23 protein-coding genes and 1 pseudogene are annotated in these 25297 nt (G+C 21.7%); 16 read left to right on the top strand and 8 right to left on the bottom strand.

Annotated elements, in window-relative coordinates; translation table 4 throughout:
* Nucleotides 1–125 precede the first annotated feature (125 nt).
* From ACE38S_RS05145 to ACE38S_RS05190, 10 genes are all read left to right on the top strand, one after another.
* Nucleotides 126–260, top strand: coding sequence for a hypothetical protein (locus ACE38S_RS05145; protein ID WP_374696679.1), 135 nt, complete (start codon nt 126–128; stop codon nt 258–260).
* A 604-nt stretch (nt 261–864) separates the two neighbouring features.
* Nucleotides 865–1116: a hypothetical protein gene (locus ACE38S_RS05150; RefSeq protein WP_374696680.1), complete on the top strand. Its 252-nt coding sequence runs from the start codon at nt 865–867 to the stop codon at nt 1114–1116.
* Between the two features lie 418 nt (nt 1117–1534).
* Nucleotides 1535–2110 (top strand): dephospho-CoA kinase, encoded by a 576-nt coding sequence (gene coaE, locus ACE38S_RS05155; RefSeq protein ID WP_374696681.1) that lies wholly within the window; start codon nt 1535–1537, stop codon nt 2108–2110.
* Nucleotides 2110–2829, top strand: coding sequence for an RsmE family RNA methyltransferase (locus ACE38S_RS05160; RefSeq protein ID WP_374696682.1), 720 nt, complete (start codon nt 2110–2112; stop codon nt 2827–2829). Before coaE ends, ACE38S_RS05160 begins: the two co-directional genes overlap by 1 nt.
* Nucleotides 2830–2840: 11 nt before the next feature.
* Nucleotides 2841–3416, top strand: coding sequence for a hypothetical protein (locus ACE38S_RS05165; protein ID WP_374696683.1), 576 nt, complete (start codon nt 2841–2843; stop codon nt 3414–3416).
* 348 nt (nt 3417–3764) lie between these two features.
* Nucleotides 3765–3899 carry a hypothetical protein gene (locus tag ACE38S_RS05170; RefSeq protein WP_374696684.1) on the top strand — a complete coding sequence of 45 codons (135 nt, stop codon included), beginning with the start codon at nt 3765–3767 and terminating at the stop codon, nt 3897–3899.
* Nucleotides 3900–4175: 276 nt separating this feature from the next.
* Complete coding sequence (locus ACE38S_RS05175; RefSeq protein ID WP_374696685.1) at nt 4176–4448, top strand: hypothetical protein; 273 nt, start codon at nt 4176–4178, stop codon at nt 4446–4448.
* 198 nt (nt 4449–4646) lie between these two features.
* On the top strand, nt 4647–5000 hold the full coding sequence (locus ACE38S_RS05180; RefSeq protein ID WP_374696686.1) for a hypothetical protein: 354 nt from the start codon (nt 4647–4649) through the stop codon (nt 4998–5000).
* A gap of 610 nt (nt 5001–5610) precedes the next feature.
* Complete coding sequence (locus ACE38S_RS05185) at nt 5611–5772, top strand: hypothetical protein (protein WP_374696687.1); 162 nt, start codon at nt 5611–5613, stop codon at nt 5770–5772.
* A gap of 2 nt (nt 5773–5774) precedes the next feature.
* Nucleotides 5775–6131: a hypothetical protein gene (locus ACE38S_RS05190; RefSeq protein ID WP_374696688.1), complete on the top strand. Its 357-nt coding sequence runs from the start codon at nt 5775–5777 to the stop codon at nt 6129–6131.
* A gap of 952 nt (nt 6132–7083) precedes the next feature.
* Here the strand turns inward: ACE38S_RS05190 and ACE38S_RS05195 are convergent.
* The 5 genes and pseudogenes from ACE38S_RS05195 to ACE38S_RS05215 form a co-directional block, all read right to left on the bottom strand.
* Nucleotides 7084–7215: pseudogene (locus ACE38S_RS05195) on the bottom strand (IS3 family transposase); the annotation flags it as partial.
* Nucleotides 7216–7230: 15 nt separating this feature from the next.
* The gene (locus ACE38S_RS05200) at nt 7231–7521 is read right to left on the bottom strand and encodes a hypothetical protein (protein ID WP_374696409.1); all 291 of its coding nucleotides are present in this window, start codon (nt 7519–7521) and stop codon (nt 7231–7233) included.
* Nucleotides 7522–7690: 169 nt separating this feature from the next.
* A complete protein-coding gene (locus tag ACE38S_RS05205) occupies nt 7691–7828 on the bottom strand; it encodes a hypothetical protein (protein ID WP_374696689.1) in 138 nt (45 codons plus the stop codon).
* Nucleotides 7822–8127, bottom strand: a complete 306-nt coding sequence (locus ACE38S_RS05210) for a hypothetical protein (protein WP_374696690.1) — start codon at nt 8125–8127, stop codon at nt 7822–7824. Before ACE38S_RS05210 ends, ACE38S_RS05205 begins: the two co-directional genes overlap by 7 nt.
* A 1989-nt stretch (nt 8128–10116) precedes the next feature.
* Nucleotides 10117–10584: a hypothetical protein gene (locus ACE38S_RS05215; RefSeq protein WP_374696691.1), complete on the bottom strand. Its 468-nt coding sequence runs from the start codon at nt 10582–10584 to the stop codon at nt 10117–10119.
* Nucleotides 10585–10893: 309 nt separating this feature from the next.
* Here ACE38S_RS05215 and ACE38S_RS05220 point away from each other — a divergent pair, with 309 nt between their 5' ends.
* On the top strand, nt 10894–11844 hold the full coding sequence (locus tag ACE38S_RS05220) for an IS30 family transposase (RefSeq protein WP_374696692.1): 951 nt from the start codon (nt 10894–10896) through the stop codon (nt 11842–11844).
* Between the two features lie 280 nt (nt 11845–12124).
* Here the strand turns inward: ACE38S_RS05220 and ACE38S_RS05225 are convergent, their stop codons facing one another.
* A complete protein-coding gene (locus tag ACE38S_RS05225) occupies nt 12125–12931 on the bottom strand; it encodes an NAD(+)/NADH kinase (protein WP_374696693.1) in 807 nt (268 codons plus the stop codon).
* Nucleotides 12932–15103: 2172 nt separating this feature from the next.
* Between ACE38S_RS05225 and ACE38S_RS05230 the strand changes: the two genes are divergently transcribed.
* Both ACE38S_RS05230 and ACE38S_RS05235 read left to right on the top strand, forming a co-directional pair.
* A complete protein-coding gene (locus ACE38S_RS05230; protein ID WP_374696694.1) occupies nt 15104–15607 on the top strand; it encodes a hypothetical protein in 504 nt (167 codons plus the stop codon).
* Complete coding sequence (locus ACE38S_RS05235; RefSeq protein WP_374696695.1) at nt 15507–16055, top strand: hypothetical protein; 549 nt, start codon at nt 15507–15509, stop codon at nt 16053–16055. The genes ACE38S_RS05230 and ACE38S_RS05235 overlap by 101 nt, the downstream gene beginning before the upstream one ends.
* Before the next feature lie 265 nt (nt 16056–16320).
* On the opposite strand, the gene ACE38S_RS05240 is transcribed toward ACE38S_RS05235, so the two are convergent.
* Nucleotides 16321–16533 (bottom strand): hypothetical protein, encoded by a 213-nt coding sequence (locus ACE38S_RS05240; protein WP_374696696.1) that lies wholly within the window; start codon nt 16531–16533, stop codon nt 16321–16323.
* Nucleotides 16534–17910: 1377 nt separating this feature from the next.
* Entirely contained in the window at nt 17911–18054 is a 144-nt protein-coding gene (locus ACE38S_RS05245) for a hypothetical protein (RefSeq protein WP_374696697.1), read from the bottom strand.
* Between the two features lie 3323 nt (nt 18055–21377).
* Between ACE38S_RS05245 and ACE38S_RS05250 the strand changes: the two genes are divergently transcribed.
* The 3 genes from ACE38S_RS05250 to ACE38S_RS05260 all read left to right on the top strand — a co-directional run bounded on the left by ACE38S_RS05250 (nt 21378) and on the right by ACE38S_RS05260 (nt 24592).
* Nucleotides 21378–21533, top strand: a complete 156-nt coding sequence (locus tag ACE38S_RS05250; protein WP_374696698.1) for a hypothetical protein — start codon at nt 21378–21380, stop codon at nt 21531–21533.
* Nucleotides 21534–23362: 1829 nt separating this feature from the next.
* Complete coding sequence (locus ACE38S_RS05255; RefSeq protein WP_374696699.1) at nt 23363–23647, top strand: hypothetical protein; 285 nt, start codon at nt 23363–23365, stop codon at nt 23645–23647.
* 723 nt (nt 23648–24370) lie between these two features.
* Nucleotides 24371–24592 (top strand): terminase large subunit domain-containing protein, encoded by a 222-nt coding sequence (locus tag ACE38S_RS05260; protein ID WP_374697153.1) that lies wholly within the window; start codon nt 24371–24373, stop codon nt 24590–24592.
* The last annotated feature ends 705 nt before the right edge of the window (nt 24593–25297 follow it).

Raw genomic sequence — 25297 nt, forward strand, 5'->3', positions numbered from 1 at the left:
TAGCTTATTTCTTAACAAAAGTTTCAGTTAAAATTGAAACAAATATTTATGCTAACGAGATTATTGGATTAACGTGATATCAGCGTTATTATTTAAAAATTTATAATATTATTGTTGTTTTTACGTTGGCAATTTTAAATAATATTTTTGTGTTAGGATTTATGTATTTTATTGGTCCTTTAATTTATACTAAGCCAGATAAACAAGCTTTCTTTCAAGCTTTTACTTGAATTATTTTAGCAACTAATTACTTACCATAAATGTTGTTAGCTGTGGCAAAAAATCCAACGGCACACGCCTTAAAGAAACTTTATATGTAATAAAATTAATTGACTTTATTTAAAATATGATTAACATTGCATTATTTATTATAAAATTATAAAATAAAGAAGCGAAAAAGCAGTGAAACAATCAATGGTCCTTATTTTTATAAAAGTTATTTTATTTGTTTTATTATCACCAATTTTATATTTTTGATATTTATTATTATGATAACTAGGTTATTTTTTTACTCAGTTCCGTTCAATAAATGAATTTAAGGAACAATTACAAAGTAATGATAATGAATTATTAAAGATTATTGTTATTGTTTTATTATGATTTTTTTCATTTTTGGTTAATTTATTATTGCTTTTTATTTTTATTTTATTCTTTAGCTCAATACTTGCGATTTTATCAAACTTTAAGTCATGCTTTACAGAAATTATTTGGTTTATCATGAATCATTTTCTTTTTTCAAAAAGTTTTGAAAAACATACCTTAATTATAATAAAATAAGATAAAATAATGATATAAAAGAGAGGACAGTTTGGATTAAAAAAAAATTACAATTTTAAGGACTATTTAACTTTTGATTATTTACCAATGGGAACTGGCAAAATAGGGGAAACAAATGCTTGACCAGCCAAATTAGAATCCTTATTAACTAAACATTATCAAGCAACTGAAATTAAAATTCAAACTGACGCTCAATCAGAGCGAACAATTATTAAATCATTATTTAATTTTTATTTTTCACAAAATAATAGTATTGATAATTTATTAAAATTATATCAAAAAAGACATAAAATAGATTTATTTATGGTTTTTAGAAACAAATGATTATTTTGGATATAATGTTTATGCCAAAATAAAAGAAATTACGAGATTATCCAATTGAAATAATAATTGTTAATTCATTGGTGGAATTAATTAACAAAATAAAAGATTTACATCAAAATAACAAAGGAATAAGCTAATTATCAAGTATTAGTTGCTTGCCCGCCAAAAGTCTTAACTTACCATGATAGCGACCTATTAATATCGTTACCAATTGTTTATCAAAAATATTTTGCAAATTAAAAATCCTTGTTGTTAATTTATAATTATCAGCAAATCACCATCGTGAAGATCAAACTAAATATGACAGGATTCATTATACAACAATGAAGACAATGGCTATTGCTGAGGCTATTTTTGGTGTTATTGTTGCAGAAAATTTATTAAATTTAAATTAAGTTTTTAACAATCGGTATTTTGAAAGGAACCAAATATAATGATTATTGGTGTTTGTGGTTATATTGGCGCTGGAAAAACAAGCGCATGTAAATATTTGCAAAATAAATATCATTTTACTTATTTAAATGCGGATAAAATTGTGAAAGAAATTGTGAAAGAACCAGCAGTTTTAATTTTTTTAGAAGAAACTTTTCATGGGATAGTTCATAATGGGGTTCTTGACCGTGACTTGTTACGAACAATTATTTTTACTGATACAATTGTTAATAATAAATTAAATAATTATTTGTGGCCAAAGATTAATCAACAAATTACAACAATTATTAATAATAATCCAGACCAAAATTTTTTAGTTGAATCAATTGGGTTGAACACATTAGACCTTGTTTTTAAATCAAAAATATTTATTACAACTAGCGAAGAAATAATTATTGATCGGATTAATGTTCGTGATAAGCAAACAGCGGCACAAACAAAACAATTGTTAAAAATTCAAGCAACTTTTTTTGAACAAATTAAAATAGATTATAAAATAATAACTAACAAATCATTGGTAGAATTATATCAGAGATTAGATGAAATAATGAATGAAATATTGGGGGATAAACAATAATGCATTGTTTTGTAGCCAATAATTTAGAGGATAATTATTTTAGTTTAGTTGAATATGATGTTAAACAAATTAAACAAGTTTTGCGTTTAAGTGATCAGGAACAAATTATTTGTATTTATAATGGCGAACATTACTTAACAATCTTAGAAGTGAAAACGCCCCAAAAGTATTTATTTAAATTAATTACAAAATTAAATAACAATCATGAAAGCCCAATTAAAGTTCGTTTAATTGCTGGATTAATTCGAAATAAAAAATGAGATTATTTGTTACAAAAAGCAACAGAATTAGGGGTTAATGATATCATCCCTTTTCAGTTTAGCCGTTGTGTGGTACAATTAAAAGGTGAAAATAATCTTAAGAAGATAGAACGTTGGACAAAAATTTGTAAAGAAGCGACAGAGCAATCTTATCGGAATAAAGTGCCGCTGGTTCATGATGTTGAAAGTGACTTAAAAGTTTTGCAAAAATATCAAAGTGATATTAATCTTGTTTGTTATGAAAAAATTGCCGAAACAGTTTCGGCAAAAGAATTTTTACAACAAGATTTTAAAACAATTACAATTGTAATTGGACCAGAAGGAGGCCTTACCCAGGCGGAAATTGCTATTTTATCTTCATATTGTTATCATCCTGTTTCATTAGGAGAACGGATTCTACGAGCAGAAACAGCACCAGTTGCTCTTTTGGCGATGATTATGTATGAAAAGGAATTATAAGGGGGTCAAAGATGACAAAAGTAGTATCAATTAAAGCGCTAGTTAGTGTTGCAAATATAATTTTATATACCACACTAGTATTAATTTTTCTAATTTTAGGCTTACAAAAATGAGATATTCCAGTAGTGACGGGTTATAAAATTGGTTATATTTTAATCGGGTTTGCCATTATTATTTTTATTATTTATCATTTAGTTCGTATTCATGAGTTAAAAAAGACCCCATTTCAATTATTGCGAAAACATATTATTTTTATGCAATTTTTTTATATTGGTCAATACTTAATTTTTGCCATTAGTTTATTTTTTTTAATTTTAGATAATATAAAAGTTTTAAATCCATCGCAAATTTTTATTTTCTGATATGTCTGATTACCAACAGTCTTTATTGGAACAATTGCTTGCTCAGTATTAGAGTCAATTGTTCGTGTTGAAGAACGGATTTTTATTGTTAAGAAAAATTGACAAAATTCAGAACAATGAGAAAAAGAAGAATCGGCAGTAAAAAATGGTCTGGAAGAGGGAAATGAATTCCAAGTAAAAAAAAGCGAAAATCCTTTCTTTGATGATGATAAAAATCCTAATTAGTTTATAATTAATAAAAAAGATAAGTAATAACGAAGGATTGAAAAATTAAAAAAAATATTAAGTTTATTGAGAGCATTTACACTAATAGCCCCGAATATTGTGCCAAGTATCGTGATTTGTATACCCCCATAAAATAGTGGTGGAAGCAATATTATTAGCAATAAATTAGATTTAAATTTATTTGCTTTTGATAAAATTGGAAGTAAATTTAAGTTAAGAAAAGATAATGTTATTGTCAATGATGAAATTAGTTTATAATCCGGAATTACAAAGGTAATTAAAAATTTATCATCATTATTTTTACCTTGAAATTAAGTTGATGTTACACTTCAATTACCAACAAGAAACATGATTTTTAAACAAGTATATATGAAAATGATTACAAAAGATGATACAAAATCAACGAAAGTACCAGTAATATTAAGGGATTTAAAGGCAAAACCAACAGCAACTTATGTTGATTTTCGCCCAACTTTAAAATAATTATTATCATTATCATCGCAAACATTAAAAGTTAAAAAGGATTATGAATTAGATGCCGCATCAATTGCTTGTTTTAAGGGGCTGCATTTAAACAAACTGATTTAGCCGGTCTTAAATTAAAAAGAAAATATAATGCAGAAACAAAATAATATAAAGTTTGGTTCTAACTAGAGATAGTAATCTTTTCAAACAAGTAATATTTCTTTTAAGATTGATATGAAATAAATAATTTACAAATATTTAACAAAAATGAAAGGTACATAATGATGTGTTTTTATGTTAAAGGTTGGAATCATTGGAACAGACAATATTGTTAGTGAATTTATTACAGCTTGTTGTGATATACAGGGAGTTCAAATTAGTTCATTTTATTCACATAGTTTAGAAAAAGCTAAATTTGTTGCTTTAAAAAATAATTTAACAGTTAATATTGTTGATAATTTTGAAGATATGTTAGATTTTATATTAATATTATTTATATTGCTTTACCAAACGGGTTACATTGTTAACAAGCAAAATATTTTTTACAGCAACAAAAACATGTTTTAGTTAAAAAACAAGCCACCTTTCATACTTGTAAATTAATTTAATTAAAAAAATCGCAGAAATTAATAATGATTTTTGATGGAAGTTTTTAAACCGGCATGATTACCAGCGTAACAAGTTTTACAAACAAATGTTAACAAAAATTAAACCGTTTTTAGCTTTTTTTATTGTAATCAATATTCAATTCGAATAAAAGAAGTTTTGTTAGATAAATATAATTCAGTTTTTAATAAGAACTTATGGAAAGATTATTTGTGTGATGTGTTTATTTATCCAGTTGAATTAGCAGTTGCTTTATTTTGGCTGGTCAAAGATGTCAAAGCGATGAGTAATAAGTTAAAAAATGGCGTTGATATTAATAATGTAGTTATTTTACAATACAATAATAATATTTTAACAAGTATTGTTTGTTTAAAAGAGGAATCAAGGATTAGTGCTAATGAAATTTTAAGTTATGATGCAATAATTAATGATACTAATTTAATGAAATTAGAAACAATTACAATATATCACCGTACTACAAATAAAACAACAATTGTGCCGATCAGAGCATAACATAATAATAAAACGTAATGTTAATTACGGTATTTTATTAATATAGTAAATACAGAGAACTACTCGGAAATGAAGCGATTATTTTATTTAGATTTAGATTAATTTAATTGTCACAATTCGTGTTTTAGAAGCAGTTCAAATCCACGAATAACAACAAAAAGAATTATTAAATAAAATTAAATAAATATATTGATTATACGTTATTAAAACCAGATGTCACAGAATCAGAAATTAAACAGTTATTTGTAGAGGAAAAATAATATGATTTTGTATCAGTTTGTATTAATCCAACATATGTTCAATTAGCCACAGCTTATTACAAGATAGTTCTATTAATATTTGTATTTTTGTAGGGATTACACTACTACATTATTAGTATAAAAAAAATACAACGCTAACAAAAGTTAACATAAATTACCACCGCATTAGCCTGATGGAGCCATAGAAATAGACATAGTAATAAATAATATTATTCAATTTAAATCAAATAATTATGATTTAGTAATGGCTGATATGAATAATTATAAAAGCATCGAGCAACATGTTATAAAAGTAATTTTATAACATGTTTATTATTCTCGAAGCAGAAATTATTAAAGCTTGTCAGTTTATGGAAACGGCGAGGCTTGATTTTGTGAAAACTTCAAATGGGTTTAGTAAGGCTGGAGCAACTGTAGCGAATGATAAATTAATGAAAGCAACAGTTGGCGAACGAACGAAAGTAAAGGCCGATATGGCGGTGGTGTCCGTACAAAAGCGGATGTATTATTAGATATGATTAATGCTGGGGCCACACACAGGATTGGGACAAGTAGTATCCCGTTGGATTTTGCTAATCAATCAAAATATAGCAAGTATAACCATGATTTAGAACAATTATTTATTGAAAACCGTGCTAGAACCTTGTATATTTATAAAATTAATAATCCTTTTGTTAAGACAAAGCAAAAACAAACCTTAAACTACTCTCAAAATAGTGTTAAAATCGGTTTTATTGATAAAGATGAATATATTAAAATAACTAGTTATGAAATTAGTGATTTTAATTTTAAATTACAAATTCAACAAAATACTACAGTTCAAGATAATAGCATTAGTTATGTGATGATTGAAAAAAGATATTTTAATTAATGATATTTCAAAACAAAACAAATAATTTTTATAAAAATTATAACTAAAAATAGTATCTATTAATGAATCAATTAATGAAGATAACAAAAATGAATGTTATATCATTGAATAATATAAGCAACCTTATTCACCTGATGGTGTTGATATTATTAAATATACTCACTTAATTAAAATAACTGACTTTAAATTAAAAAATAAAAATAGTATTCATTTAATTTTACAAAATTCATTACCTGAAGATACAGTCTTTACTGGTATTGAAATTAAATACTCTAAATCAATGTTATTTGATAATATTAAATACTGAGGTAATATTAATAGTGTTTATTCTTATCCATCGTCAATAGTTTAAAAGGTTAGTTTAATGTCTTTATTATCAATACCAATTGAAACAAACCATAATGTGCGAATATTTTAGTATTTATTTACCGAAAGTTTTTTGCCGCGAAATATAGCACAAAAATATATTCAAAAAAAGATGTTATATATTTATTACCTAAAAATGGTTTATAATAAATTTTATTATATTTTTTAATCTTTCGCTTATAATTATGATAGAAAATTTGAAGATGTCAAATATGATGAAAGAAATAATCATATAAATGACAATGCTAAATTAAGAAAAAAATGAAGGACAAAAACCATAAAATGCAATTGATGGTTTATTTTAAAAATGAAAATTGGATAATTAAACCATTATTAAGGATAAATTTGCCAAAAAATTTAAACAAATTATATATATTCTTTCAAATTACACATATAGTAAATATGCAATCAATAAAGGTTATAATAATGATATTAAATTATTTTTTCCTTATTATTTTGAATTAATATCTAATACACAAAAAGAAAACGAATATTGAATATTTAAAGAATGTAAAGTTTAGTTAAATTATTCATATTTTAATTTTAATAACACTAATTGGATTAACAACCCCTTTTAGGACATTTTTTATGTGGACTGTTGTTTTTTTCTAAATTCAACATGTGTTAAATAATTTAAACTACCGTGAATTCGAATATTGTTATATCAATGCACAAAGTTAAATAATTTGTATTTTAATTGGGTTAAATTTATAAATTTTTGCCTCTTGACAAATTATTTTTTAAAACTTTTGTAAATTGTTTCAGCCCCAACATTATCATAAAGATAGCCTTTATTGCTTAATGATCGTTTGATGTTAAAAATATTTAAGGTATTATCAATGATTTTATTTTTAAATTCATTGCCCCAGTCAGTATGAAATAACGTAATTTGTTTTAATGGTCTTATAATTAAATAAAAGGTTTCTTGCACTAGTTGTATTGTTTTATTTGTTCGAGAACTATAGCCAATTATTTCACAATTAAACAAGTCAATCAACAAACAAAAAATAATGTCAAATGTCATTTAGCACCACCTTGAACATATGTTCAATCACTAACAACAACTTCATTGGGTTGTGTGTTATTATTAATTATTAAATTAACAGTTTAAAACGTTGCTAATTTCGTCGTTATTAACCACCAACTTATGATTACGATATTTTAATTTGGTGCATTTAGATACTAACTAATTTTTAATCATAATTTGGTGAATTTTTCTTCGCGATAAGATAATATCTTTCTAATTTAAAAAGCTTTAATTTTATAAGACCCATAAATTTTACGATTGGCATTAAATGCGCTGATAACTTTTTGTTAATAATTATTAACATCAACAATAGCCACATTTATTAATTTGATAGTAATATGTTGATTTTGCTATCTTTAATTTTGATCCTATTTGACCAATTTTTCGCATGGAATATTTTTCTTTATTATTGTTAATAATTTCTATTTTTTGCCAATTATTAGTACCGCTTGCTTTAAAAGGTTGTTTTTCATTTGTAATTAGATTAATTATTTTCGCAAGGCAATCAAAGTTCATTTTTTCAACAGTGCGATTATCTTTTGCTTTAAAAAATCCAGAATTATGAAATTTTTCAATTAACTGATATATAGTTGATTTTGACACCTTATATTATTTAAAAATTTCAAGAATTGTTTTGCCATTTTGATAAAGTAAAACAATTTGTTTTTTAAATTCATCGGTATATTAATTTCTTCCTATTTTTATATTCTTACTTTCTTCATAATTATATTTTATTTGAAAGTCCACATAAATATGATTAAACTTATTGTAAAATATCCAAATTAATTTATAATTTGAACAAGAAAAATAAAAAATTATAAACAAACATTCTAATTAATTAGATCAAAATTTTTGGAATTATAAAGAAATTGAGGAGTGTAAAAAAATTATAAATTATTCAATAAAAAATACTATTTTAAGATTAGGAAAATTAAATAATTGTGAAAATAAATATGATTATACAAAATTAAATAAAGATTATGAAAAAATAAAAAAGTTAGAAAAAATTAATGAACTAGTAAATAAAGAAATAGAACAATTATAAATTATAATAAAAGAAAAAATTAATAATTTTAATAATTAATAGTTATAAGAATTTTTATTATTATTTAATGTTCTATCCAGACACATAATTATGAATAATTTTTTTGGTTCTTTCTTAGAAGAAAGAACCAAAAAAATTATAAAAAATAAAATATTTTGATAAACTTTGATAAACTTTCTGATTATTTTTTAGAAGTAAAATTTGAAATCCAATTATTTAAGTTTATTAACTTTAGACTCAGTTAATTGGACATCTCTTTATTTTTGATAAAATTAGTTTTTAAATTTTCTTTTATTTTTTCTAAAATTATGTTTTTAATATAAATTAAAAAATTTTCTAAAATAAAATCAATATTTTCTGATTATTTATTATTTATAAAATGCATTGATAAAATCTTTTTTTAAAAATATTTTCTTTTTATTTCATTTTTGTTATTTCCTTTTTAAATAAATTATTATTATTTTATATTTATAATTTTATTCTTTAATTTCCTAATTAGGATTATTTTTAATTTATTATTTTTTATCTTTTCTTGACAATATTGTAAAAATTTAATTACTTCATTTAAATATCATGTATCAATAATTATTTTAAATTTTTTTGTATTATATAGTTTTCATTGTTCACCACCATGACAATAAAGATTTCTTTCATTTTCATTATTTGGGTAATAGTATGCTAAAAAGCATTCTTATTTATTATGTGATTAAAAACAATTTTTATTAAATTTTTCGTATTATAATTTTAATTTTTTATCTAAAAACATATTTTTACATCCATTTTTATAATGTGATGATACTGTCAATAATTAAAATTGTCTATTAAAATTAAATATTTTTTGTTTTTGACATATCATCAAAATTAAGTCGCGCTTTTCAGAATACTAAACTAAATTAATGGTATTTTTCATTTTCATATTGAATTGCAAATAATATTATTTCATATTCTTTGCTATTAAAATATAAAATAAATTTATCGCCTAATTTTATTTTGTTTAAATCTAAAATATTTGTATTTTTATTAATATCAAATTATATGGCATGCGAATATTTGCTTTGTTGTAATTCTTGTTTAGAATAATCAAAGATATTAATTTTTTATCTAATTTAGCAGTTTTATTTATAATAGGTAAAATTATATTTTTAATATTTTTTTATTTTTAATATTTTCAATATATTTTTTAACATCAGATAAATTTTTTAATTCTGGTTGCGATTCTATTGTAAATTTTTCTAATTATAAAAACTTATTTAAATTAAAAATATTATATTTTGATATTTCATTTCAAGTATTTTCATTGTTTGGAAAATAAAATAAAAATTGCTTATTTAATGACCACTTTAAATCATCAAATGATTCTTCACTTGTCTCGGTAATACCTGTATCTATACAATCCGAATTTGTTCCATATTTTACAAAAAAACTTTCATAAATTATTTTCTTTTTTTTATTTTAAAACCATCATCTCAATGTAATTTCGTAAAAATAGGAAAATTTTTCATTAAATCTAATGTTATCTTTTTAAATTAAAATGTAATTTCTAATGTTTATACAGAAATTTTAATATTTAAGATATTTAAAATTTTATTTAAATTTTCTAATGTTTTATTATTAACAATTTCATTATTTTTAAGTAAATATCAGCTTTCTTTAAAGTTATTATTTTCATCATAAATATCTAATTTATTAATTGCTTGTTTGTAAAAATCATCTATTTTTAAATTATAAATATCATTAATGTTATCTTTTAAATAATATTTTTCATTGTTTGATGAATTAAAAGTTATATTAATTTTTTTATTTTTGATATCTAATTCAAAAGTTAAATAATTTCTTGTTTGGTTAAAAATAATTTTATAAAGATCAAATAAACTTATTTCTGATTGATTATTTTGTATAAATGTATATTTACTATTGTCTGATTTATTAGTTGATATTAAGTTATTATCATAAAATTCTTTTAAATAACTATCTTTAAAAGATAAAAATAAAAATTTCCATATAAATAATTTCAAGCAATTTCATTTATAAAATTGTTAATTAATATTTTAAAATAAAAATATTCCAATTATCAACTTATAACTAACTATATAAGATTTATTTTTTTCAATATTTTCGATATTTGTTATTGTTCCTAAATATATTTTTTGATTAAAATTATTGATTATATAAGCATAATCACCAATAATGGCGTTTATATTATTTTTATTTAATGTGCTAAATTATACTTGTAAGTGCAAGTAAATAAAATTGCAAAAAATTTCATATAAAAATTTCATGATGCTAAGTTTATTTTAGAAAAATTAAAGCAAGGAGTTTTTTATATGGGATATAAACATCTTGGCATAGATGAAAGAATTTATATTGAGAATCAATTGAAATTTAAATTAAAAATTAGTGAAATAGCTAAAAATCTTAATCGAAGTATTAGTACTATTATTCGAGAAGTTAATAGAAATAAAGATAATAATCATTATTTTTCATTAATTGCACAAAATAAAGCAGAAAATAGAAAACAATCACATGTTTATTTTCATAAGTTTAAAAATAGAGAATTAGTAAAATATGTACAACAAAAATTATTATTAGGTTGATCGCCTGAACAAATTTATGGAAGAATTAAAAATTTTCATAAAGAATGAATTATTAGTTTTAAAACAATTTACAATTGAATTTATTCTGGATTACTTGAAAAGGTTACTAATAAAAATTTAAGAAGAAAAGGTAAGAAACGAAAATCTCAAGAAAATCGCGGTAAATTTAATGGTAAATCAATTAAAGAACGAAATGTTAATGTTAATAATCGCATAACTGTTGGCCATTGAGAGGGTAATACTATAGTATCATCGCGAGGTAAAAGTAAATCATGTTTAATAACTTTAGTTGAAAGAACATCAAGATTTACTTTAGCAATGTTAGTTGAAAATAGAACTACTAAAGTTATTAACGAAAACATTAGCCATTATTTATCAATTCTTCCAAATAATCTTGTTAAAACTATAACATTTGATAGAGGTAAAGAATTTGCTAATTGACAACAACTTGAAAAAAATTTAAATGTGAAAATTTATTTTGCTAATGCATATTCACCCTGACAAAGAGGTACTAATGAAAATACTAATGGGTTAATTAGAGAAAAATTTCCTAAAAAATTTAATTTTTCAAATACCACGAAAAATGCAGTTCATAAATTTATATTGTCTTTAAACCATAGACCAAGAAAAATACTAAATTATCTTTCACCAATCGAATATTTGGTTAGAAAAATAATTTAGTTGCACTTAACTTTACAATTAGGCATTTAAATTTACTCTTTAATAAAAGTAAAATCAACTTTCTCTAAATATTTAACTGTTAATTGCAACCATGTTATAATTTTTTTATCATTATAATATTAGTTTTTGTTCATAAAATAAAATAGTAATCAAATCATTAATTGAAAAAACAATCTTTTGCTTTGACATAAAAAAATTTTGTAAATTAAAAATCTTTTTCCGAAAAATCATCATTGAAATGAATAACAACAATTATAATAACATATTCAACCACGCATTCTTAGTCTTCCCTTCTGTTGTTATTACAATGAACAAATAATAACTTCATCTTGGCAATCATACTTAAATCATTTTCACTATCATAAAATAAATTTAATGTTTTCTGACTAATTTTTAATTCCACATCATAATTTAAAATTTCTGATTCATAAGTATCAATAACCAAACTCTTTCCCACCAACCCTTTTGTTAACCGCACTACTTGTTCTTGGTCTAAAATCACAGAAGCATTAATTGTTGAAAAAGTTGAATTTGCAACGGGAGCAATTTCTTTTAATTGTCACAAAGTTGAAGTATTAGTTGCAATAATTGAACCATTAATTGCTCGCATATAACCCGTTGACCCCGTTTTAGTTGCAAAAACAAGACCACTTCCCCGGAAATGTTCTAATAATTCATCATTAACATAAATATCAGTTCGAATTGTTTTAACATGATCAACAACTTTCACCTCATTTAAAGCATACCGAATTAAATTATGATTATATTTAATTTCTAATAGGGGCATTTCACGCAGATTAATCTTCTGATTAAAAATGTCAGCAATTGATTTCGGATAAGTATTTTCATCATAATTGGCATAAAAACCTAACGAACCCGACTTAATAACAATAAAAGAAACTTTGTTAATAATCTCTTGAAATTCATTAACTGCTCGTAATAAGGTTCCATCCCCTCCAATAATAAAAACATATTGAGGATTAACAAGGTTTTCTTTGAAATATTCCTCTTGTAAAAGTTTTTTAATTTTAGTAACCAACTGTGTTGATTCTTGATAATCATTGGCAATAATCGCGTATTTGAACATTGTTAGCGTCACCTTTTCTTTCTTTTAAGTACATTATATCTTTATTTTAAAAACAAAAAATTAATTAATTAATTAAAAATAATAGTTAGCTTTTCTAACTATTATTTTTATTACTAATTGTTAATAATTCAATATCAGTAAATTGCAATAAGTTATCCTTATTAATATGATAATGAATTTTATTATCTGTTCAAAAAAAATATTTTTAAATGTAAAGTTAATGTAAGTTAACCATTGTTTAGTACAAAATTTACGACTTGATCCGCAGGAAACAATTATTAATTTATAACACAGACGTCTTGTACGGTTATAAAATCATATTGTTTAATTAAAAACTCCGCTTTTGTTTATATTCTTAGGTACGATCTTTAAATGCACCCACTGGCAAATGAGTAATTTTTTGTGGTTGATCAAAAATAATTTTACCGTCATGCCCATTACAAATAAAAGCGGGGTGTCAGCCAAAGTTATACGGTAATGGTTTATCATCAATATTAGTAATTTTAAATTTATTAATTAATTTATCTACTTTTAATTAATTTGTTGCTTCTAATTTAAAAAAAAAGAATACTGGTCATAAAATTATTTTGTTGTCCTATATTTCACCACCAATACATTTGTTGTATAAGTAATAACTTTTAAAGCAGCAGTAATTGCGCGAAAAACCGTACCATGGCATATATTACATTTAAACTAATTGTTAATACACTTAATAAACTTAAAAGTCTTTTAATTTTTATATTATCCTTTCTTATATTGAAACTTTTTATTTATTTATTAATCAAGATCTATTGATATTATATATATTAATTATATTTAATTAATATAAATTAACCCCTCATATGGAATTTAAAATGTTTAATAACGGTATATTGTTTAATTATTTATTTGACATTATTTTAATGGGCGGGTATCATTATGAAGTAAAACTGTATTGTATATCTCAAAAAACAAAAAACATATATAATATTACATAGACAGAGATAATCATAACTATCTGTTTTAATAAAAAAATATAGTTAATAACATTTAATTATCACAATATCCCTTCTGTTACAGAATTATTATTAATCTTGTTTTTTTATTAGCCTAATTGTAAAGTTAAGTGCAACTAAATTATTTTTCTAACCAAATATTCGATTGGTGAAAGATAATTTAGTTGCACTTAACTTTACAATTAGGCATAATTAACTAAATTAAATAATTTTGTTATTTCATTTCAATTTTTATTAATATATTTATTTTTATATTCTTCCATAATATTTTCCTTCTTTATTTTTATTTTTTTAATAAACAGAAAATTCCTTTGTTGTTTAATATTTTGATATTTAGTAAATAATGTATTTTATTTTAGTATTTATTCACTTCGCCGTCCTATTCACTCTGGTAGTGATCGGGCGGCTGGTAGGGGGAGGGCGGCTATTTAGACAGAGTTTACTCCCCATACGGAGGAATAAATAAACAAAAAAATAGTTTACCTAGTTATTAATTACGCTTCATCCATCCCTAGACAACTTTTATATAAAGAAAATAACCTTTTGAAAGCTCCAACCATCTTGTTTTTTAGTGTCCGATATTGTTTTTTTGGTTTAACAACACTCTTTTTATGAAAACAAGCCCAAAAACACATGCTATAATATTTCGCAAGTGATTAATCTTGCCGAAAATTAAAGAAATAAATAGGAGAATAAATCCATCTATTTCACACTTTCTTTAATTCTTCGTGTCATAGATGAGTTATCAATCTTTAAGCATTAAAATATTAAGTTTAAAAGTTGAATTATTGATGGATGGTATCTTTAATTTTAGAACTTTTATCATAAAAATAGATTAAGTTTTGTTTTTTCTACATAAAATAAAGTTTATTTTTATAAATCCCTTCAAATAAAGGTATTATCCGATCAATAATTCAAATAAATTTATGTTTTTTAATATAAAAATAAAAAAAAATAACCTAACAATAATTGTTTTTGGGGTTCATCGTACAGGGCGTCTTTTTAATGAAATTAACGAAAATGACTAAGTGTATTTTCAAGTTAAAAAATAAGAATTAGTTATATATTTTTACAAGAATTATGACAATATTTTACTTTAATTTTAACCAAATATATGATATAATTCATTTATAAATAAATTGAACAGATTGCATATTGAGTTAGATGGAGGTGTAATATGAACAATAATGAACCAAACTTTAATGTGGAGAACGAAAATAATTTTAATTCATTTGGATTGCCAAATGAATTCGGGAATAATAATTTTGCAAACCAAAATACAACGGTAACTCCATTAACTGACCCAATTAAAGTTCCTGATAATCCAAATGATTTTCAAAACGAAGCTAATCCGCCGTTTAATTCTTCTTATATTTCACAAAAATTAGGAATTAATAGCACAGCAATGAAACCGCAACATAATAAACCGGTTTATCAACCGATTATTTATCAACCATTTGTGATGCCAATGGTTGGCAATACAATGATGATGATGGGTTATCCACAAATGTTTCCATATCCAATGATGCCCCAATTCCCAATTATGATAGGTTATCCGCAAATGTCACAATATCCTGGGGGTGTTAACTTATCCACTAATGGTTGGATCAGAAGTATGACAACAAGAAATGCAACAACATTCTCCTGGTCAAGAATATGAAAAACACCAAACGCAAGATAATGGTCGTTGTTTTACCTCTATGAATCCTGGTTTAATACAACAACAACAACCACAACCACTTAATTGTGATTTTGATGATAATTTTGGTGGTGGAAATACTTTTGGATTAAATTCAAATTTTGGACAAGGAACTTCAAATTTTGATTTAACACCAGATTTTAATGCTACGCCAAGTTTTAGTTCTGCTTCTGATTTTACCCCACCGGATGTTTTTAATAACAATAGTAATGTTTTGAACAAAATGGATTCTATTAAAACACCATTAAAATATGAAGAAGAAACAAGCAAACGAAAATTACCTGTTTGAGCAATAGTTTTGATTGTGATGTTAGTATTTTTAATTTTAACAATTATAGCTATTATGTGTTTATATTTTAATTTAGAAGCACTGCACGATTTAATTAATGATTTATTTGGTTTTGAATTACAATTTGGACCGTGATTTTAAAAGTGTTATAGGGTATTATTATTTCTTTAATATTTGTAATATTATTTGATGTTGCTTGATAACTAACTAATGATATTTCATAAATGCTATTTTCTTTATTAATTAGATTGTCATTTTGTAAATTTGGAGTTAACCCGTTATTGTATTTAATTTATAAATTAACTGGATTAGATTGTTCTAAATTAACTTTTATTATTACATATCCGTAATAAGTTTTATTTTGATTGCTGGGTTTAATTAATTCTATTTCTGTATTTTCTTCAATTTATAATAATCTGCCATAAATTAAAATATAGTTTTGATTAAAAGTTATTTTGTTATTATTTTTAGTATAAAATACTTTGTCATTATTTTTAATAATTCCAACTATGTCTTCGCTGTTATTTGATAAAAAATAATTTTGTATGTTTGTGTCACCTACTGCTTCGATATTATGGTTATTAAATGTTTTTCCCATACGACTGCCAATTTTATTCACCTCATTATTCGTGTGTTATCATACCGTCATTAAAATATAATGTCAAATAAAAAAACGATTAAAATCATTTATAAAAATAAATATGATATTATTAAGTATAAGAATAAAATTAAATTAAATTAAATTAATAAGAAAAATAATATTCTGGTAATAATAAATTAAAAAGAAATATTTAATACTAATTTATAAAAATTAAATAATATTGTTATTTATAATGAAAAAATTATAAAATTCAGTTTTTATAATTTAAATAGTGATAAATTAAATGTTATTGATTTAAATTGTGAAAATTTAGACGATGAAAATAAAAAATTTAAAAAAATCACATATTTTTTAAAAACAAATTTAATTATTAATAATCAATAAATTAAAATTTTAAATCTTTTAAGATTAAAATTCTTCTTTTTTATTATTTGGGAAATATTATTATAAAAATACTCTTGTTTATTGTGTGATGAAAAACAATTTTTATTAAAGTTTTCGTATTTTAATTTTCATTTTTTATCTAAAAACATATTTTTACCTCTTTTTTATAATGTGATGATACTGTCAATAATTAAAATTGTCTATTAAAATTAAATATTTTTGTTTTTAACATATCATCAAAATTAAGTCACGCTTTTCCGAATACTAAATGAATGGTATTTTTGTTATTTTCATATTGAATTGCAAATAATATTGTTTCATATTATTTGCTATTAAAATATAAAATAAATTTATCGCCTAATTTTATTTTGTTTAAATCTAAAATATTTGTATTTTTATTAATATCAAATTCTATGACGTGCGAATATTTGCTTTGTTGTAATTCTTGTTTAGAAGAATCAAAGATATTAATTTTTTATCTAATTTAGCAGTTTTATTTATAATGGGTAAAATTATATTTTTAATATTTTTTTATTTTTAATATTTTCAATATATTTTTTAACATCAGCTAAATTTTTTAATTCTGGTTGCGGTTCTATTGTAAATTTTTCTAATTATAAAAACTTATTTAAATTAAAAATATTATATTTTGCTATTTTATTTAAAATATTTTCATTGTTTGGAAAATAAAATAAAAATTGCTTATTTGATGACCACTTTAAATCATCAAATGATTATTCACTTGTCTCGGTAATACCTGTATCTATACAATCCGAATTTGTTCCATCTTTTACAAAAAAAACTTTCATAAATTATTTTCTTTTTTTTTTTTTTTATTTGCCTAATTGTAAAGTTAAGTGCAACTAAATTATTTTTCTAACCAAATATTCGATTGGTGAAAGATAATTTAGTTGCACTTAACTTTACAATTAGGCAAATAAAAATAAAAATTCTTCTTACTTAATTTAAAATAGTTTTTGATTAAGAAAGTGAATTTAAGTATTTTTTTTCTTACATTTTTAAAATAGACTTTAATTCGCCACCATTATCTGCATTGTTTTTATTTTTAATTATGTAATTAATAATTTTATTTTGTAAAGAATTAAAATAATCAATATTATTTTTATAAGTTATTTTTGATATAAAATCTTTCAAATAATTTAAATAATCATTAAGTGAATTCCTTATGTTTATTTTTTCATCTTCAATATCATTTTTAGTTATTAATTATTTTATATTTATTAATTTCATATTTCTTATTTCTTCCTTTTGTTATTTAATATTAAATAGTTTGATTATTTTTAATATTAGCCTAATTGTAAAGTTAAGTGCAACTAAATTATTTTTCTAACCAAATATTCGATTGGTGAAAGATAATTTAGTTGCACTTAACTTTACAATTAGGCATTACTTTTACTTTAATATATTTATTAACAAATATATTAATTTTGTTATTAACTAATTATTTATGATTGATAGGGTGAGAAAAATATTAATATTTTTCTTTTTTATCTATTTACCTCTCTGTCTTTTAAATAAATATATTAAATATATAGTAAAAATAAATTTTGACACATTAAAAATATGCAAAATAGTAAAAAATGGCACACTGAAAAATACTATTAATTTTTCAAAGAACAGTTAACAGTATTTTTCAGTGTGCCATTAAGTTTTTAAAAGTGTTTTGAAATAGTGAAATGGTAATACTTTAATTTTAATAATATATTTATTAAAATTAATTAAAACAAAGAAGTTAAATGATTATAACTAATTAAAAAGGATATTGCCATTTCACTATTTCAAATATTTATTGTTTTTACATTAATTAATTTTTAACTTTTATATTTTTACCATACTTTTATTTATACAACCGAACTTTTATTATAAAAACAGATTAAATTCTGTTTTCCATACACAAAATAAACGATATTTTTATAAATCATTTCAAATAAAGGTGTTATTCGATCAATAATGCAACTATCAAAATTAATATTTTAATGCTTAAAGATTGATAACTCATCTATGACACGAATAATTAAAGAAAGTGTGAAATAGATGGATTTACTCTCCTATTTATTTCTTTAATTATCGACAAGATTAATCACTTGCGAAATGTCATAGCATGTGTTTTTTGACTTGTTTTCATAAAAAGAGTGTTGTTAAACCAAAAAAACAATACCGGACACTAAAAAACAAGATGATTGTAACTCAAAAAGGTTATTTTCTTTATATAAAGTTGTCTAGGGATGGATGAAGCGTAATTAATAACTGAGTAATTTTTTTTTTACTTCCGCGGGGGATAATAAACTATGTCTAAATAACTTTATAGCCGCCGCCCCGCTTCACTATGGTGGTTAGCAGGCGGCGAAATGAATAAATACTAAAATAAAATACATTATTTACTAAATATCAAAATATTAACCAACAAAGGGATTTTATATTTATTTAAAAAGATAAATAAAAAGAAATAAATAAATTGGATTGGCAACAATTTTTAAGACACTTTTTATATGGACTGTTGTTTTTTCTAAATTCAACATTGTGTTAAACAATTTAAACCACCGTTAATTCGAATATTGTTATATCAATGCACAAAGTCAAATAATTTGTATTTTAATTGGGTTAAATTTATAAATTTTTGCCTCTTGACAAATTATTTTTTAAAACTTTTGTAAATTGTTTCAGCCCCAACATTATCATAAAGATATCCTTTATTGCTTAATGATTGTTTGGTGTTAAAAGTACTTAAGATATTATCAATGATTTTATTTTTAAATTAATTACTCCAGTCAGTATGAAATAACGTAATTTGTTTTAATGGTCTTGTAATTGAATAAAAGGTTTCTTGCTCTAATTATACTGTTTTGTTTGTCTCGACACACTATAGCCAATTATTTCACGATTAAACAAGTCAATTAACAAACAAAGATAATGTTATTTATCGCCAACTTGAACATATGTTAAATCATTAACAACAACTTCATTGGGTTGTTTATTAATTAAATTCACGGTTTAAAACGTTGCTAATTTCGTTGTTATTAACCACCAACTTATGATTACGATATTTTAATTTGGTGCATTTAGATACTAACTAATCTTTAATCATAAGTTGGTGAATTTTTTCGCGATAAGATAATATCTTTTTAAATTAAAAAAGCTTTAATTTTACAAGATTCATAAATTTTACGATTAGCATTATAAATGCATTGATAATTTTTTGTTAATAATTATTAACATCAACCATAGCCACATTTATTAATTTTATAGTAATATGTTGATTTTGCTATCTTTAATTTTGATCCTATTTGACCAATTTTTCGCATGGAATATTTTTCTTTATTATTGTTAATAATTTCTATTTTTTATCAACCATTAGCACTGCTTGCTTTAAGGGGTTGTTTTTCATTCGTAATTAGATTAATTCTTTCCGCAAGGCAATCAAGTCAATTTTCTTCAACAGTGCGATTATTTTTCGCTTTAAAAAATCCAGAATTATGAAATTTTTCAATTAACTAATATATAGTTGATTTTGACACCTTATATTATTTAAAAATTTCAAGAATAGTTTTGCCATTTTGATAAAGTAAAACAATTTGTTTTTTAAATTAATATACCGATGAATTTATTCCCCATTTTTATATTCCTACTTTCTTCATAATTATATTTTATTTGAAAATCCACATAAATATGGTCCAACTTGTTGTAACATATTCAATGACTTTCTTATTCCTTCCAATTCTTTCTACCTAATGTTCAATGTTTTTGGGTTATTTTTAAATGCCAGTAGAATTTAACTTAAATTTAAAATGATATGAAATTGATGGGGTTAAATGTTTAATAATTAACTATTTATAATATGAAGAAACAGATTATGGGGTGATAAATTATAAATAAAAGATAATTATTAGTAATGAAAAGTAAGTATGGTGGTTTAAAAACGAAATTCCTTTATACATTAGAAAAAACAAAATATATCACTAATTTTGAAAATGAGCAAGAATGATTAACTACAATTATTTATTTATAAAACAACAACATTAAATAATAAGTAACTGAATAATATGTGAAAAAATGAAAATTGTTATGTTTATACAGAAGATGATTTATTTAATATAAGCACTTGAAAAATGTCATTCAAAAGAAAGTGCATATTAATATATTGATAATTTAATTATGAATATGGAATTAGATGAAATTTAATTATGGCAGATTTAAAGTTAAATAATCAAATTAAAAGCAAATAAAAAAATATAAAAAACGAAATTAATATGATAAAAATAATTTATTTAAATCAAAATTTAATTTTACAAGAAATAAATAATAATAATCCATATTTTAATAAAAAATCAAAAATATTATGTTGTTTTAGATAAAAATTATTTAAGTTTATTAAGTTATCAAAATTATTTTAGTTTAAAAATTGATGAAAATAAAAAATATGTAGCCATAGTAACATTAATAATAAAAGTGATAATATTATGGGGAAAAATTTAATTTTATATTTTGAAAAATTAAAAAAAGAAAATAAAAATTATTTTAATTCACAGAATAACAATGATTATAATAATAACTTACTAAATAAATATAATAATCATTATGAAAATAATAAAATACAACAACGAAAATTAACATAAACAGAATTAAAACAATTACTAGAAGATTTAGAAAATATTAATAATCCTAATTATTGAGATAATGGTTTTTATTTAGGATACAAAAAATGTGATAAAAAATAAAAAAATTTAATAATTAATATAATTGTTAAAAATATAGGAGAAAAAATAAAATGAAAAAAATAAATAAAGAAATGTCAGATAAAATAATGGGGTATATAATTAATTCTTATTTTGATAATTTAAAAAATATAATATGTAAATTACATATAAAAGGCAATTTTCTAAGGAAACTGAGCAAATGTTATATAATATAATTAATAAATTTGAGGTGAAAAACTAAAATGATACCATTTAAAAATATAGTTTTACATGATCTTTTTAATAATTAATATTAAAATATTAAAGATGAAATTAATAATTACGAAGATAATTATATTTTAAATGTTGATGAAAATAATATTATTGAATATTTATTTATAAAATATGAAATAAAACCTATTAACTTATTTTTTGATAATTGATTTTAAAAAAATTATAAGGAGAAAAAAATAATTCTGATTCCGTTTGATGTAATTTCAAATTCAAGCACATGTGAATATATTGCCACAATGGTAAAAATTAGTATACCACATGAAGGTGATTCAAAATTATTTAAAACATATTATATTTCTCAAAAAATGTCATAATATGAAATTCAAATAAGTAATAGTGAAATTTATTTTGTTGTTGAGTGAAAAGAAAATAATGTAAATTATTCTAATGATAAAATTAATGAAAATAAAAGATTATTAAAAATATTATATAGACAATATAAAAAAGTTGATTCATACAACAATAATTTAAAATCTTATATTAAAAATATTTTTAATAACAAAAAGAAAAATTAAAAACAATAACAACTTATTTAAAAAATTTAATTGTTCATTAATAAAAATAGAAAATAAGGATAATAATACATTTTCAGTATATCCAATAAATAATAAAGAAAAAATATCAATTAAATTACCAGAAATTAAAAATGACTTTAATTTAGATCCAATAATTTCTGTATATTTTTATTTACAAATATTAATTATAATTTATTGATTTGGAAAAAGAACGGAAGAATATCCAAGTATTTATCGTAATAAAAACGAAGAAACAATTAGATATTATATTTTATTAATACTTTCTTTAAATTTTAAAGTACCTGTAACGGCTGAAGAATTTAATATAAATGGAAAAACAGATATATTGCTAAAATATAATAATTAAAATATATTTATATCTGAATGTAAAATTTAACATAAAAAAACAATTGTTTTATGCAATTAATCAATTCCAAAGTTATTTAACATGAATATATACAAAATCATAATTGATTATTTTTGTAAAAGATAAAAATATATCATCAATTATAGAAAAAATTAATTATACAATAATTGAACATCCACAATTTATAAAAAAATATAAACTATTAAATAATTATGATACTATTTATGAATTTTAATTTTAGCAAAATAATAAAAAGAACTTTCAATTAGCAATTTTGCTTTATCATTTAATAAATTAAAAAAATATATAATTTTTAATTATTTAATTTGACAAACAATTTAATTGACGGTATTATATCAGTGATTTTTAAATATATAATTATATTTTTATTTAACCCCATATTGTGCCTTTATTTTAAAGGTATCTTGGGTGGGCTACCAAGGGGCAGGGCACGTGCACACCAACAAAAGGTAAAAATTTTATGGTGTGATGAAATAAATTATGTAAAATAATAAAAAAACATTTTTAAATAAGGGATTTTATTAATTGAAAGTAAAGAAAACAATAAAAAATTGATAAAAAATAATCCAAAAATGAATAAAAATAAAGCTATTTTAAACGAAAATGAACTAAATTTAAAAGGCGAAAAAGAAATAAATAATCTTTTTAAAGATTATAAAAAAATATTAATTAATAATAATGTCAAATTAGATAAATCAAAAATTAATTTCCTTAAAATATTTTGTAAAATTGAATGATTAATTGATGATATGGACAAAAAAATTCGTCAATTAGATAATTATTATATTGATGTTGAAAATATTCGTGGTAATAAAAGACAAAAAATCCAATTTTGCCAGAATATAATGCAATGTTAAAAAATTATAAAAGTCATTATATAATTATTGAAAAATGAATAAAAGAAAGCAATGAAAAAAATAAAGTATCGCCTATATTCCAAACAAATAATAATTTATTAGATGAAGTTCTAAAATTATAAGAAAAATAATTTATGATGGAAAAAACGATAAATATTAAAAATTAATTTAGAATTATATAATGAGTTAATTAAAAAACAAAAATATTGTTTGTTTGAAAATTAAAAAGATAGTATCTAATTTAGTTAATTAATTAAAAAATAGTAAAAGGTTTTATTTTAATAAAAAACAAGCAAGCGGTGCAATAATTTTTATAGAAATATTTTGTCATCTTTTAATTGGCGAATATGCGGGACAAAATTTTAAATTAGAATTATTACAAAAAACATTTACAGAAGCATAATTTTGTTTTTATGAAAAAGAAACTAATATTCGTAGATTTAAAGAATAATTATTAGTTATTGGTAAGAGAGAATGGTAAATCAACCTTAGTATCTGCTTTTTTAAAAATGTTTGTTATCTAATAACAAAAAAAGAGCAAGTATATATACGGTTGCAACAAAAAAAGAACAATTAAAAATTATTTTTGATGAAATTAAAAGCATGGTTAAATAAGAAGAATGATTAAATAGTAAATTAAAAATAACAAGGGAAAAAATATAATTTTTAAGAGATTGATCACATTTTCAACCATTAGCATCATAAGATAAAACATTAGATGGTTTAAATCCATATGTAGTAATTTTAGATGAATTGGCAGTTATGAAAAGAGACTTATATGATGTTATTAAATCAGTAATATCAAAAAGAAAAAATACATTAATTCTTTTAATTATAACAAGTAGAAGTACTCGTGAAAATATTTATGATGAGAGATATAAATATGCTGAAAAAGTATTAAATAATATTTATCAAAACGATAATTTTTTACCTTGAATATATTAATTAGATAATTTTAATTAATGAAAAAAATTTAAAAATCTACATAAAGCAAATCCAAATCTTAGTATTTATAAAAATATTGAAAAATTAAAATAAAAATGACAAACAGCAATTAATCAACCATTACAACAACCAAGTTTTTAACTCGCCATTGTAATATTGTCTAACTGCAAGAAGCTTCATTATTTAATTTTGGCTTTTTACAAGAAAAAATAATAAAAATGTTAATTTAGAAGATTATTTAAAAAATAAATATTGTAATATTGGTATTGATTTATCACAAACAATGGACTTAACTGCTGTTGTAATTTTAATACCCGAAAAAAACTGATTATTTTTTTATTTTGCCACATTTTTTATTTCCCAAGAAAGAACCTATGAAAATAAAAAAGAAGACAAAGTTTTATATTATGTTTGAGAAAAACAAAGATACATAACTTTTACGCTTTGATCCGTTGTGAATAGAGATGAAATAATTGATTATATTATTGAAACTATTAAAAATATAATTTAATTTGTGTAAAAATTTGATATAACAGATATTACGCAGATTATATAAAAGAAAAATTAGAACAAAATGACTTTTATAATATAACAGAAATTGTAACAAATGGTATGTATACAATATTACCATTAATAAAATCGATTGCTCCATTATTTTATGATTATAAAATCATTTATAATAATCACCCTATTTTTAAATGAAAT

It is taken from the genome of Spiroplasma endosymbiont of Polydrusus formosus, assembly GCF_964263245.1.
GTDB lineage: Bacteria > Bacillota_I > Bacilli_A > Mycoplasmatales > Mycoplasmataceae > Spiroplasma.